This window comes from Pedobacter nanyangensis (genome assembly GCF_003313505.1).
GTDB lineage: Bacteria > Bacteroidota > Bacteroidia > Sphingobacteriales > Sphingobacteriaceae > Pedobacter > Pedobacter nanyangensis.
This window is the reverse complement of record NZ_QMHO01000004.1, coordinates 13,887-27,334: the sequence shown is the minus strand read 5'-3', so window position 1 is coordinate 27,334 and position 13,448 is coordinate 13,887. Positions and strand designations below refer to the sequence as shown.

Annotated in this window: 15 protein-coding genes; 12 read left to right on the top strand and 3 right to left on the bottom strand. The window is 43.4% G+C overall.

All coding sequences use genetic code 11. The annotated features are described in order from the left end of the window. The first annotated feature begins 13 nt into the window (after window positions 1–13). From DUT71_RS08770 to DUT71_RS08735, 8 genes are all read left to right on the top strand, one after another. Window positions 14–1,186 carry a DUF5009 domain-containing protein gene (locus DUT71_RS08770; protein ID WP_113662172.1) on the top strand — a complete coding sequence of 391 codons (1,173 nt, stop codon included), beginning with the start codon at window positions 14–16 and terminating at the stop codon, window positions 1,184–1,186. Between the two features lie 4 nt (window positions 1,187–1,190). Further along, on the top strand, window positions 1,191–2,321 hold the full coding sequence (locus DUT71_RS08765; protein WP_113662171.1) for a glycoside hydrolase family 18 protein: 1,131 nt from the start codon (window positions 1,191–1,193) through the stop codon (window positions 2,319–2,321). 339 nt (window positions 2,322–2,660) lie between these two features. Next, window positions 2,661–3,362 carry a VIT1/CCC1 transporter family protein gene (locus DUT71_RS08760; protein WP_113662170.1) on the top strand — a complete coding sequence of 234 codons (702 nt, stop codon included), beginning with the start codon at window positions 2,661–2,663 and terminating at the stop codon, window positions 3,360–3,362. A 57-nt stretch (window positions 3,363–3,419) separates the two neighbouring features. Next, on the top strand, window positions 3,420–4,043 hold the full coding sequence (locus DUT71_RS08755; protein WP_113662169.1) for a Crp/Fnr family transcriptional regulator: 624 nt from the start codon (window positions 3,420–3,422) through the stop codon (window positions 4,041–4,043). Window positions 4,044–4,104: 61 nt separating this feature from the next. After that, window positions 4,105–4,902, top strand: a complete 798-nt coding sequence (locus DUT71_RS08750) for a sulfite exporter TauE/SafE family protein (protein WP_113662168.1) — start codon at window positions 4,105–4,107, stop codon at window positions 4,900–4,902. A gap of 88 nt (window positions 4,903–4,990) precedes the next feature. Continuing rightward, the gene (locus DUT71_RS08745) at window positions 4,991–5,254 is read left to right on the top strand and encodes a hypothetical protein (RefSeq protein WP_205313890.1); all 264 of its coding nucleotides are present in this window, start codon (window positions 4,991–4,993) and stop codon (window positions 5,252–5,254) included. 3 nt (window positions 5,255–5,257) lie between these two features. Then, a complete protein-coding gene (locus DUT71_RS08740) occupies window positions 5,258–5,821 on the top strand; it encodes a YeeE/YedE family protein (RefSeq protein ID WP_113662167.1) in 564 nt (187 codons plus the stop codon). An 11-nt stretch (window positions 5,822–5,832) separates the two neighbouring features. Continuing rightward, window positions 5,833–6,333: a DUF6691 family protein gene (locus tag DUT71_RS08735; RefSeq protein WP_113662166.1), complete on the top strand. Its 501-nt coding sequence runs from the start codon at window positions 5,833–5,835 to the stop codon at window positions 6,331–6,333. Between the two features lie 34 nt (window positions 6,334–6,367). Here the strand turns inward: DUT71_RS08735 and DUT71_RS08730 are convergent, their stop codons facing one another. Next, window positions 6,368–6,937 carry a dihydrofolate reductase family protein gene (locus tag DUT71_RS08730; RefSeq protein ID WP_113662165.1) on the bottom strand — a complete coding sequence of 190 codons (570 nt, stop codon included), beginning with the start codon at window positions 6,935–6,937 and terminating at the stop codon, window positions 6,368–6,370. Between the two features lie 351 nt (window positions 6,938–7,288). Between DUT71_RS08730 and DUT71_RS08725 the strand changes: the two genes are divergently transcribed. The 3 genes from DUT71_RS08725 to DUT71_RS08715 all read left to right on the top strand — a co-directional run bounded on the left by DUT71_RS08725 (window position 7,289) and on the right by DUT71_RS08715 (window position 10,927). Continuing rightward, the gene (locus DUT71_RS08725; RefSeq protein ID WP_162795994.1) at window positions 7,289–8,416 is read left to right on the top strand and encodes an FISUMP domain-containing protein; all 1,128 of its coding nucleotides are present in this window, start codon (window positions 7,289–7,291) and stop codon (window positions 8,414–8,416) included. 116 nt (window positions 8,417–8,532) lie between these two features. Further along, window positions 8,533–9,171, top strand: a complete 639-nt coding sequence (locus tag DUT71_RS08720) for a response regulator transcription factor (protein WP_113662163.1) — start codon at window positions 8,533–8,535, stop codon at window positions 9,169–9,171. Continuing rightward, window positions 9,149–10,927: a sensor histidine kinase gene (locus tag DUT71_RS08715; RefSeq protein ID WP_113662162.1), complete on the top strand. Its 1,779-nt coding sequence runs from the start codon at window positions 9,149–9,151 to the stop codon at window positions 10,925–10,927. The genes DUT71_RS08720 and DUT71_RS08715 overlap by 23 nt, the downstream gene beginning before the upstream one ends. Before the next feature lie 16 nt (window positions 10,928–10,943). Here DUT71_RS08715 and DUT71_RS20600 read toward each other — a convergent pair whose 3' ends face one another. After that, window positions 10,944–11,204, bottom strand: a complete 261-nt coding sequence (locus tag DUT71_RS20600) for a GNAT family N-acetyltransferase (protein WP_205313889.1) — start codon at window positions 11,202–11,204, stop codon at window positions 10,944–10,946. 238 nt (window positions 11,205–11,442) lie between these two features. On the opposite strand from DUT71_RS20600, the gene DUT71_RS08705 reads away from it, so the two are divergent. Beyond that, entirely contained in the window at window positions 11,443–12,450 is a 1,008-nt protein-coding gene (locus DUT71_RS08705; protein ID WP_162795992.1) for a hypothetical protein, read from the top strand. Window positions 12,451–12,747: 297 nt separating this feature from the next. On the opposite strand, the gene DUT71_RS08700 is transcribed toward DUT71_RS08705, so the two are convergent. After that, window positions 12,748–13,413, bottom strand: coding sequence for a response regulator transcription factor (locus DUT71_RS08700; protein ID WP_113662159.1), 666 nt, complete (start codon window positions 13,411–13,413; stop codon window positions 12,748–12,750). Window positions 13,414–13,448 lie beyond the last annotated feature (35 nt).

Below are 13,448 nucleotides of genomic sequence, written 5' to 3'. Positions count from 1 at the left end.
TAAATCAACGCACATGGCATTACCTTCCAGAATAGCATCCATAGACGTTTTAAGAGCAATCACCATGTTCTTCATGATTTTTGTAAATGATGTGGCTGGTGTGGCACGTATTCCAGCTTGGATTGGTCATACTGCCGCAGAGGTGGATGGCATGGGTTTTTCAGACTTGATTTTTCCGGCCTTTTTGTTCATCGTAGGCCTATCATTGCCCTTTGCCATTCAAACCAGAATAAACAAAGGGGATGGAATGCTGGCCATTGCCGCCCACATTTTATTGCGTTCCCTTGCTTTAATTGTGATGGGCTTTTTTCATGTCAACCTTGAGAGTTACAACAGCGACCTGGCAGGTTTGGCAAAACCCATTTATACCTTATTGCTCACTACGGGCTTTTTTCTGGTTTGGTTAGACTATCCAAAAGAAATATCGAACATTAAAAAATATGGTTTTACCACCATAGGCGTCGTCCTTATTTTGGTGATGGGTTACTGGTATAAAGGAGGCAGTGCTGAAAATCCACATGGTTTAGCACCACATTGGTGGGGTATTTTAGGCTTAATTGGCTGGGCCTACCTATTCTCGGCATTAACCTATCTGCTCACCAGAGGAAAAATGTGGTGGCTGTTGATTGCTTTTGTCATTTACGCCCTCATCAATATCACTACCCACATGGATTTGCTACACGTTAATTTGTGGCAAATAGGCGATGCCTCATCCATTACTTTAATGATGGGTGGTGCGGTAATTGCCACCGGTTACCAATACCTTATCGCCCAACAACAAAGCAAAAAACTATGGTTTTTACTCAGCCTGTCTGGTTTGCTTTGCATTGCTTTGGGTTTTGTACTCAGGCCATATGCTGGTGGAATTTCAAAGATATACGCCACTCCAGCTTGGGTGTTCATTTGCATGGGAATTACTATTTTAACGTTTAAGTTTATCATCTATTGGGTAGATGTGAAAGAAAAAAAAGATTGGTTTAAATGGATCAAGCCAGCGGGCACCAGTACACTTACCTGCTATCTCATGCCTTATGTACTTTATGCTGTCCTTAGCTTGGCCCACTTCAACTATCCTTCCTTTTTTAATGCAGGTTTAGGGGGCATTGTACGCTCGTTCTTGGTGGCATTTATCGTCATCAGAATTGTAGCATTGATGGAAAAATACCGTATTCGTTTAAAAGTTTAACATCATGAAAAAAATAAAACAGCTCTTTGCCCTAATCACAGTGGCAGTGGTTTTAATGGCCGTCCAAAAAACACCTGTCTCCAAAATAAAACCTGTAGTAATTGCTTATGTAACAGGCTACAGCGGCTTAGTTAATCCAGAACAGATCAATGCGCAGAAACTAACGCATATCAATTATGCTTTCGTCAATATCAGAAACAATCAAGCTTATTTAGATAACGCAAAGCGAGATTCGACCAACTTTGTACGCTTAAATTCACTGAAACTAAAGAACCCCAATCTTCAAATTCTGATTTCTATAGGCGGATGGTCGTGGAGCGAAAACTTTTCGGATGCCGTTTTAACCGATTCGCTGCGCAAGGGCTTTGCCAAGAGTTCGGTCGATATTATTCGCAAGCATCGGTTAGACGGGGTAGATATTGATTGGGAATACCCCGGAATGCCCGGAGAGGAAGGCAATGTGTACCGACCAGAGGATAAGCAGAACTTTACCTTGATGTTTAAGGAATTAAGAAAAGAGCTTGATCTTTTGGAAAAGGAAACAGGCCAAAAAAAACTGTTAACCACGGCTACAGGCGGTTTTGCATCCTTTTTGAACAATACCGAAATGGGCGAGGCCGCACAGTATTTGGACTATGTAAACCTCATGACCTACGACTATTATTCTGCTAAACAGGCCAAGCACCATACCAATTTGTTCGATTCTAAAGCTTACCCGTCTGACAACTCTGCTGACAAAGCCATTAAAGCTTACCTTGCGGCAGGCGTACCTGCTTCAAAAATTGTCATGGGGATTGCTTTCTATGGGCGAAACCTACTGTTAAATGCCAGTGCCAGCAAAGGAATCGGCGACACCATCCGTTCTTCGGCCAATAGCTATGGCAAGGGATACACGTTTTTAAAAGATAGCTTGCTAAACAAAAAAGGTTTCATTGCTTATCAGGATGAGGATGCTAAAGCACCGTATTTGTTTAATCCGCAAACCAAAGCCTTTATTTCTTATGATGACGAATGGTCGGTAGACCATAAGTGCCAATATGTATTGAAGCACAAATTGGGCGGTGTAATGTTCTGGGAATACAGTTCGGATAGAAAAGAGTACCTGTTGAACCAGATCAACAAAAGTTTCGAATAAAAAACCGGAAAACCTCATCCGGGAATACAAACCATTCCCCGGGTTAAAACCCTGAAAATTTTATCGCCAAATGGCATAACGACCAACAGCAAATACCGGACGCCATTAATGAACTACCATTCAAATTGCTGCTGGTGGCATGGCGTGGGCATTGAAAAACATGCTATTGGAATCGGCTTACCAAACTGATACCGATAAAAACCATGGCTGGGATGCCGTGTGGATGAACCGGTAGAAATGCTTGGGTAAGTGGCGTAACCAGTAAATTTTTAAAGATAGTTGGGCCGCTGTCGCAATTGGCTTGTCTAAATCAGTATATTTATCCTTAAAAACGAAATTATGCTAACGCTAGACAACTATTTGGACAACCACTACATTCACCGAAGCAATTGGCTGCGGGCTGCTGTTTTAGGTGCCAATGACGGCATTATCTCCATTTCCAGTCTTGCCATTGGCGTTGCAGCTGCCAGCACCACCAAAGAGCCTGTTGTGCTGGCAACGGTTGCAGGGCTTGTAGCGGGGGCCTTGTCTATGGCCGCCGGCGAATATGTTTCGGTAAGTTCACAAACTGATATAGAAAAGGGCGATATTGAGCGGGAAAGAAAGGAATTAAAGGAAATGCCCGAACAGGAACTGAACCTATTGGCACAAATTTACGAGCAAAGAGGGCTAAAAAAGGAAACCGCAAGGCAGGTTGCCCTTGAGTTGACCGAAGCAGATGCCCTTGGCACCCACGTAAGGGATGAACTGGGCATTAACGAGATCAGTCAGGCGCATCCCATACAGGCAGCAATGGCCTCTGGTGCGGCCTTTACGGTAGGAGGTTTGCTACCGCTATTGGTTATTCTTTTTGCGCCCGTAAAAGGCATGGAATATTGGCTGTATGGCTTTACTATCATCTTTCTGATGGTTTTGGGGGTTGCCGCTGCAAAAACCGGCGGATCTAATCCCCTTAAAGCGGTGCTGAGAATAGCCATTTGGGGAACCATTGCCATGGGGCTTTCTGCCTTTGTAGGTTATCTTTTTGGCGTAAAAATATGATCATTAACTTTGTCCAAAGAATAAACTGCCCGATAAATGTCCTCGTAAAATAAAGCCATGGAGCAATTGGAACAAATCCCCGAATTTAAATCTTCTCCAGGTCTTGTAGAGAAGCTTAATCAATATAGCATACGCAAAACCTATCAGGCGGGCAGTGTCATTTTAAACGAAAATGCTTCTATCCGTTCAATTCCCATGGTGGTTAGGGGTACCCTAAAGGTGATCCGAACTGAGGAAGATGGCCGAGAAATCCTTTTATATTACATTAAAGCAGGAGAAAGTTGTATCATGTCTTTTTTGGGCGGCCTGCACAACGAAACCAGTAAAGTAAGGGCCGAAGTAGAGGAGGATGCCGAAATTCTTTTTCTGCCTACCGATAAGGTGTCGCTATTGATCAGGGAATATCCGCAATGGTTAGATTATATTTTCAGATTATACCACAAGCGCTTTGAGGAACTTCTACAAATTATCAATGAAATTACCTTCAAAAAAACAGACGAACGTATGCGCTCGCTATTGTACAAAAAACGGGAAATTACTGGCGAAAACATCCTGCACATCACGCATGAACAATTGGCCAATGAACTAGGTACTGCCAGGGTGGTTGTTTCAAGACTGCTCAAACAAATGGAGGAAAATGGCATGGTGCGCTTAGGTAGAAACAAAATTACCCTTATGTAACAAATGTAGCTGTGTAGGTAAGAGAATTGCGGCAGCTTTGTGGCAGCAAATTCAAAACCATATGGAAGTAGCAGGCTACATGGCATCAATTTTTATTGGTATTTCTTTAGGGCTCATCGGTGGCGGAGGGAGTATCCTTACCGTTCCGGTGCTGGTGTATTTATTTAATGTTGATACCGTACTGGCCACGGTTTATTCTCTCTTTATTGTAGGTACCACAAGTATTGTAGGCTCGTTTTCCTATTTCAATAAAGGTTTGGTAAACCTTAAAATAGCCTTCTTTTTTGGCATTCCATCTGTGTTATCCATTTTCTTTACCAAGAGATTTTTGCTGCCCGCCATACCTGTTGAAATTTTCAGTATCGGAAAATACATGGTTACACGGGATATTTTACTGATGCTGCTTTTTGCCCTTTTAATGATTGCCGCCTCATACAGCATGATTAGGAAAGACCAACAGGAACATCAGGCTATATCTCCAAAGCAATTGTCCAATTATCCGCAACTTTTGCTGCAGGGAGTTTTTATAGGTGCTCTTACAGGCTTAATTGGTGCGGGTGGCGGTTTTCTGATTATCCCTGCATTGGTTAATCTGTTAAAGTTGCCCGTTAAAACTGCGGTGGGAACTTCGTTGGCGATCATTTCCATCAATTCTATCATGGGCTTTTGGTTTTCCCTTTCCCATTACACCGTACATTGGGACTTTCTGCTAGGTATTGCGGCTGTCGCCGTAATAGGTATTTTGATAGGCAGCTATCTCTCGGCCAAAGTTAAAGCCACCTTGCTAAAGCCCGCTTTCGGCTGGTTTGTATTAGCGATGGGCCTTTATATTGTCATAAAAGAAACATTATTAAAATAAAACGGCTTGTGTAACCAAAGTAGCTGTAACCTAAAAATAAGTAATGGAACTTTGCCATTTGGTATCAGTACCTTTAAAAAAAAACAAGATGAAAAATTATCTTAAACAATGGAATTTTATGCGCTTGCTGCGTTTGGCATTGGGCATTTTGATCGTGGTGCAAGGCGTTGCAACAAATGAGTGGTTACTGGTAGGGCTTGGGGCATTGTTTTCCGTAATGTCCCTCATGAACCTCGGTGGCTGCGGCATATCGGGCTGTAGGGTGTCTGTCCCTTCAAAAAAGTATCAAAAAAGCCAACTATGTCAAATAGGCGCAGCGCCAAATAGCTTAGTAAACGAAAATACTTTGTAATCAATGTTAGAATTTTTGAAACAACCCTGGCCGTGGTACGTTACGGGCCCGCTAATTGGGTTAACCGTACCGTTACTTTTAATTATTGGCAATAAATCCTTTGGAATTAGCTCATCGTTAAGGCATATCTGTGCATCCTGTATTCCTGCCAATATCCCGTTCTTTAAATACGATTGGAAGAAAGAAGTTTGGAACCTTTTTTTTGTATTCGGTATATTTTTAGGTGGGGTAGTGGCCATTAGCTTGCTGTCAAATCCGGCACCCATGGAGGTTAACCCTAAATTGGCGGCTGAATTGGCCGGTTACGGCATTACCAATTACAACCATTTGGTTCCTGTAGATATTATGAGCTGGTCATCTTTATTTACCTTAAAAGGCTTTATCCTAATGGTGGTTGGCGGCTTTTTAGTGGGCTTTGGTACACGTTATGCGGGCGGTTGTACTAGCGGGCATGCTATTATGGGCCTGTCTAATTTACAATGGCCCTCGTTGGTGGCCACTATTTGCTTTATGATTGGTGGCTTTGCCATGGCAAACTTCATTTTACCCTTTATCCTTTCATTATAATATACAGAAAAATGCAGCAAAATAGCACTATAGAAAAAGACCTGCAGCTTCGCAAGCTCGACGCGATGTGTGTAAACGAAAGTCGTTTGGTGCACAAATGGTATCATAACCTCAAATATTTGGTAGTTGGTGTGTTGTTCGGCATCGTGTTCGTGAAATCAGAAGTGGTGAGCTGGTACCGCATACAGGAAATGTTTCGTTTGCAGTCGTTCCACATGTATGGCATTATTGGCAGTGCGATTATTACGGGTATGGTATCCGTTTTTTTGATTAGAAAGTTTGATGTTAGGACCATTTATGGCGAACCTATTAAAATTGCACCCAAAACATTTAATAAAGGACAGGTTTTTGGTGGTTTGATATTTGGTTTGGGCTGGGCAATGACAGGAGCTTGCCCGGGCCCGCTTTTTGCCCAAATTGGTACCGGAGCTACCGTGGTGGCTGTTACTTTGTTGAGTGCTATTGCAGGCACTTGGGTGTATGGCCTGTTGAGGGAAAAGCTACCGCATTAAAAATTGATTTTGGTTTGCTGAACAAGTTGGCCAGCTATTTTTGCAGTGGCCCAACATATTTGTAGGTATTGATCATTACACCTGTTGGGGTGGTTAAGGTACTTTTGTATTCCAACCGAAGGGCATTAAAGTGGTTTGCCAATATTCGTTTGCCTTTGTCCAGTAGTACCGGATAAACAATAAGCACCACTTCATCTACCAGCCCGGTGGTTAGTAATGGAGAGATAAGCGATATGCTCCCGGCAAGTATCAGATCTGGCCCTTCGGTTGATTTCAGCTTGTCAAGTTCTTCGACGATATCGCTGCCCAATTGCTTAACGGGCCCCCAATCAAGTCCTTCGCTGCGGTGGGTGGCTACGTATTTATGGGCGGCGTTTATGGCATTGGCCATTGGGAAATCTCCTGCTTTTGGCCAAAATGCCAGCCAGGCATCGTAGGTGCGGCGTCCAAGAAACAGATCGAAAGTTGTTCCGTAAGTTTCCAGCAGCATGGCCATTCCCTCAGCCGAACGAAAAGGCATAGTCCAGGCACCATAGGGGTAGTTTTCGTCATGTTCAATAACGCCATCTAGTGAAATATGTTCAAAAATCCTTATTTTTCTCATGTTCCAGTTATTTGTTGATAAACCAAATTTACCAATAGATGTGTGCAAATAGCGGGGGGGATTGGGACAATAAACAGGGCCGAAAATGTCTTCAAACACCAATTGGACAGGCTTGCAAAACACCGAGGAGGTCCTTCGTTGCACTCAGGATGACAGGAGTGCGGGGAAATACCTGTTATTTGGTATTTGTTGCCAATGTGTTCTATTTCAGGGCGAGGTTTTGGCGTCCCCGCCAAACCATACCCGGCTAAATATCGCTTTGCACTGGTACGCTCCATAAAAATCCTCATAAATAAGTATTGGCAATCAAGCGCTGATTTTTCAATTTTGATTACTAGCAAACAAATCACCATGAGCAGCAAACAAGTAATTTTAGCATCAATACTAGCCTTGGCCATTTCAACAGGCTTTGCACAAAAAAAGCAGCCAACAAAAAAAGCAGTTCCTGCAAAGGCAGCAGTTAAAGCCAAATACGGTGCATTGGCCATCGACAGGAGCAATGGTTTTTATTACGGATGGTCATTTGACCAAGCTACGCTGAGCGAGGCCGAAAATAGAGCGTTGGAGGAATGCAAACGCAGGGGCGGCGATTGCACCGTGGTGTTATCCTACACTGGGGCAGGTTGTGCGGCCTACCGAACAATTGACGGTAAAGTAGGCACTGCCTTTGGTTGGGGCCTTGCCGCCACCAAAGAAGAAGCCGATGCCATTGCCACCAGGGAGTGCCTTAAAAGAAGCAACGGAGCACCTGCCCAAAACTTCGTATGGAGCTGTAATTCGGCCAATGGCCCAATGTTAAAAGAAATTTACAACGCCAGCGACGAGATTGAGGCCCCGGTGAAAGTAGGTAACCAAGTGTGGAGCAACCGAAATTTGGACGTAGCCACTTTTCGCAATGGTGATCCCATTCCCGAGGCCAAAACACCGGCCGAATGGCAGCAGTTTTGCAAAAACAATCAACCAGCTTTTGTTTACCTGAACTTTGATCCCAAAAACGGCAAGAAATATGGCAAACTTTATAATTTTCACGCTGTAATGGACCCACGTGGATTGGCACCAAAGGGATGGCATGTACCTAGCAAGCAGGAATACGAAACGTTAATGGTTGCGCTTGGTGGTAAGTATGAAGCAGGTAAGAAGATTAGGGGGAAAACTGGTTGGGACCTGCCCGATAAAAAATATGGTGAATATGCTGGGAATGGTACCAACGAATCGGGCTTGAATTTTTTGCCGGGCGGAAGGGCCTGGAGCAATGAATACGACAAGGAACCCAATGCAGCCTCGGTATTTAATTATTACGGCGATGGCCAATGGTGGACTTCTACCATTGATGGGCCAAGCCGCTACAATGAAAACGGCGGTTATGGTTATTATAGAAACGGTTTCGCCTTTGGCTTCAGCTCCTACAAGAAAAATCTTAGCGGTGTGGGATCCGAATCGCCCCAAAGAGGCTTTTCTGTGCGGGTGGTAAAAGATTGACCCAAAGGGATATGTCCCAAAACCCCATCATTTAAACGGCTCCATATATTGGCGGAGCCATAATTTTCTGCTCTTAAAACTTATTGTTAGTTTTAGGGTAAAGTACCTAATACTACATGATGCCAAAACATATTGTCATTTGTGATGATCACCTGCTTTTTTTGAACGGCATTGCCGAGCTGCTAAAAAATGCCGATCAAGGCTATGAAATCACTAAGTTTAACCGTGCTGATGAATGCAAGGCGCATCTTAGGCAGCATCAGGCTGATGTGTTGATCTGCGATCTGAATATTGGTGATACCGATGGTTTTGTGCTATTGGAGGAACTGCGGGAACAGCTTAAGCAGACCAAAAAAATCATACTTACCGCCTATTATGAAGATTTTCTGATCCAAAAAGCCAAAAGAATGGGCATGGATGCTTTTCTTAAAAAGGAAACTACCGCCGAAGAACTGATCAAGGTGATTGAAATGCCCGCTAACGATGGTTTCCATACCAATGGCCGCGATAACAGGAGCGTGGATGTGTACCGCACCATTGATGAACCCATTGTGAACAAGTTCAGGATATCTAAGCAGGAAAAGGAAGTGATCAGGCTGATTATAAAAGGACTAACCAGTAAGGAGATTGGAGAAGCCCTTTTTGTAAGCAAAACCACGGTAGATACCCACCGCCGGAACATCTACAAAAAACTGGAAATCAGCAATAGCAGTACCCTCATCAAATTTGCTCATGAGAATAACCTGCTTAATTAGCCTATTGCTACTGCTAGGCCTATCAAAATCCCTGGCGGGCGGTAGCGCAAACATTTCGGTAGCGGCAGGATATATGGTTGATCGGGGTTCGAAATGGACATTGGCTGAAGCAGTGCAAAAACAGTTTAGCCCCTTTGTAGAAAAACAAAAGGTTAATTTAGGCTATAACCGTAATGATGCCGCATGGTGTTATTTCAAGTTTAAAAATAAAGATGCCAGCCAGGAAGCCAGGGTATGGTTATGTTTCGACAATTACCATATCGATAGCCTGAGTATTTTTGAGGGGCAGGGGATGAAACTCATGGGCGACCGAACCACTGGCCGTTCGCCTTTTATGAGCAGTCTTGCCTACGAACTGCGGCTTAAACCAGGAGAAGAACGTACCCTTTGGGCCAGGCTCAAAAAGCAAACTTCGTTCTTCGATTTTTCCTTTCGTTTGGATAGTGCTGCGCAGTTGGAAGCCCAGTCGTCCAAAAAAATGACCTTGGTTGCCTTTTTCATCGGAATTGCCTTTTTGCTGTTAATGATCAACGGTATCCTGTTGCTAATGACCCGCAAACGCTTGTACGCCTATTACATCTGCTACTCGCTGTTAACGGTTTGCTATGTAGTGGTTACCATGAATTTCGCCAAGCATCTGCTATTCCCCAACCTGTTGCACCTCAGTGAGGTCAGGATTTTCAGTGGGGCTTTGTGGTACATTGCCTTAAGCTATTTTCTTTGCTGTTTCTTAGAGTTAAAGGAGCACCAGTTTTTTAAATACAGACTCATTAACGCCTTGTGTGGCGTAAATTTGTTTTTGGTGGTGCTATCGGCAACTTTCCTCTATATTTATCCCGATTTTGATTTTAGGTATTTCTTCATCTCGGGTTATATCGTGTTTATGCTGGCCATTGTGGTACTTTTTTGGTCGGCCTTAACACACCTGCGGATTGAAAGGGACCAAGCCATTTATGCGCTTTTGGCCTTTGCCCCACAGCTGGCCTGGGGCGGCTGCCTGATCTTGCGCACCTTTGAAATTATTCCTTATTCGCTGGGCGATGACTGGATGGTTTTTGCCAGTTTGTACGAGGTGTTCTTGTTTGGAGCAGTACTTTCCAGAAATTATATTGAAGTGTTTTTGAAGAACACCGAGCTGATGCGGGAGGTAATTCTTGAAAAGGAAAACTCGCTGCGTACCATTAACCACGTGCAGCTACGGGAACGGCGGAATATTGCCAATATCATTCATGATAACGTAGGCAGCAAAATTGCCCATATCATTCATCTGTTTGACATGAAGAACGCCAAGCTGGCCAAACAGAACATTAGGGAACTGGCCAGTGATATCCGCGATATTTCCCACAAAATTTTGCCCAAGGCGCTTGATGAAGGCGCATTGGTTTCTAGCTTGCGCAGCCAGATCGCCATTTTAAATGCTGGACTAGATGATGCGGAGATTGAGTTTTTTTGCTATGATTTTCCCGAGCGCATTGAGCAGAAATGGGTGTACGATATGTACCTGATTGCCTTAGAGGCTATTAGCAATGCCTTTAAGCACGGGCAGGCCAGTTTAGTAACTATAGAGTTTTATGGCTATGCAGATAGCTATCACTTCCAGTTTACCGATGATGGCCGTGGCTTTGATATGCAGCGCACCGGAATGGGCTTTGGTTTGGATAATATGGAAAAACGTGTGGGTTATTATCAGGGCCATTTTGAAATCAGTAGTGTGGTAGGGCAAGGCACTGTCATCCAAATTGTTATTCCGGCATAATGCTACGCAAATTGTCCTAATGAATCTCTTTTTCCATAATAACAATCTCTTTGCTCTCGTGTTGAATACGCTGTATGGTTATCCAGTTTAGGGAAATGTAAAAACTTTCAGCACCAAGTGTAAAAAGATAAAGTTTGGAAATACCTTTTTGTAAGGCTATTTTTTCGATGTGTTTGCATAGCAATGCAGCATAGCCCGTTTTGGTATGGTTGGGCACTGTGTACACCAATGCCAACCAGTTTTTAAATTTAAATAGCTCCGGATATCTTCTAACCACCAACTCATCTAAACCATTATAGCATTGGCCCAGGATAGGTTTTCATTTAGCGTTTTTTCGGGTTTAAAAACACTGCCGCATTTTGATCCACAACTTATATCTTACTTAATTGTTGGACTTTTCGCATCATTGAAAAAGATACGCAACTCTGCGTATTGCCGCACAAAGTGCACTTTCCGAATTTTAAGCCTATCAATTGACGAATAATGATATGAAAACTGTAACTAAACAACTCATCGTGAAAAACCTATTATTAACAAGAGATTTTGGCCTCAAAACCATCTTAACGGTCTGTATGGTGGCCGTTTTTTCCTGTAGTAAAAACAGTGCGCCTGCAGTAGAGGAAGAACCCCCAAAAGATACTCCCAGTACCGGAAGCGCCTCGGAGTTTGCGGTAGGCATTGGAAAAAACTTTTCGGGGGCTACATCGCTCAGCTTTACAGACGTTAATGCCGTAGCCGATTTTTATGCAGGTGAACATCCGGTAGCTATTTATGCTACGCCGGTAGGCAAAGGAAGTGATATTGGCAAGGGAAAGCTGGTAGTGCAACGAAGCGGAACCACCTTTAGCATGAAACTGCTGAACGCAAAGGGCGAGGTATTGGCCCAAAATAATGTAGACATTAATGCTAGTGGCGGTAGCAGCTACAAACAATTCATCCGTGTATCGGGTACACCGTCCAACACCACCATTACCACTTGGGCAAATACTTCCGACTTTAAACGCCAACAGATATTTGTGCTTGCCGACGATAGCGGAGAGTTGTATGATGGCTTCACATCCATAGAATTTTCAAGCCAATATCGTTTTCGCAATAATGTAGAACATTTTGGTACGACACCACCAGCCGCTTTGGCCGCATTAAAAGGAGTATGGGAGGGGGCGGCCCTGCAGCCTACCTGCAATCCCAACACTGTTACGGTTACCATTGCCGAGGACGGCTCGATTAACTTTAAAGGTAAGGCCTCGATGACTTGTGCCGTTCAGGATGCAACTGTGAAATGGGATGGACAAGATGACTTTGTACGTCCAAATACTAAAGAATTTAACCAAGTGGATGCAGGTAGCCAAATTGCCATTGATTATGGCAGCACCATTCGGGATAGCCAAAATAACAATAAAAGGGGCGGAGCGCTAATTGTAGTACCTCAGCTTAAAGATCCCGTAAATCTCATTGATGCACAATATTATGCCGCACCTAACTATGTGGGAATGGTAATTGTACGCAAGCCAACAAAGAAATAAGAATTAACCATTTATCCTTAGGTTGGTGAAAATCACCAACCTAAAATACATAAATCTTTGCAAGAGTTGTGGTTGTTTTGTGCTGAAAAGGCTGTCGGTAATTCAAGCAAATCAGATGAAAGCAGAAACGGAAAAGACAATTCACTATGCCTTACTGGCCGAAGATGTTAGAGAAGGTAGCACAAAAAAATTGGCGAAGTTAAGACCGGATTTGCTGGTTGGCCCCTAACAGGTACAAAATGATGAACATGCCTTTGGAACTACCGGAACAAGGCACAGACGGATTTTGCAGAATAATTATAGCCATTTATTGGCTCTTGCGATATTTACGGCGCTTACCTTATTGTTTACTTGTAATTTACGGTAAATATGTTCGATATGTTTGCGGACAGTACCTTCGCTAATAAATAGCCCTTCGGCAATTTGTTTATAGGCCAGCCCATCTTTTAACGCGGTTAAGATCTCCATTTCACGGGCAGACAGGATTGCGGCACTTGGTGAAATTCGTTCCATAGGAGACGACGAGTGATATTTGATATGGTTGAGCGTTTTTAAGGCAATACCAGGCGACATAGCCGCACCTCCATGTTGAATGTCGACAATAGATTTACTGATGGTCTCTGGGCTTTCATCCTTTAGCAGATAGCCAGAGGCTCCGGCAAGTATGGCATTGAAAATTTTATCGTCATCGTCAAAAGTTGTCAATATTAATACTTTGATATCAGGGTAACTTTCCTTTAGGCCATGTGTGGCGGCAATTCCGTCCATCATGGGCATTTCAATGTCCATTAAAATCACCTCTACTGCCTGTTCTTGAAGTTTTTCTAGTAAATCAAGACCATTGATGGCCGTAAATACAATTTGAAGTATTGGACTATTGCCTAACTTCTTTAAGATAGACTGTAGTGCCAAGGGCTGGTCTTCGGCAATGGCTATGGAAATAGGGGACATATTTTGCTGCATAAGGGTTGATAAAACTCCTGTTTTTTTAGTGTAAA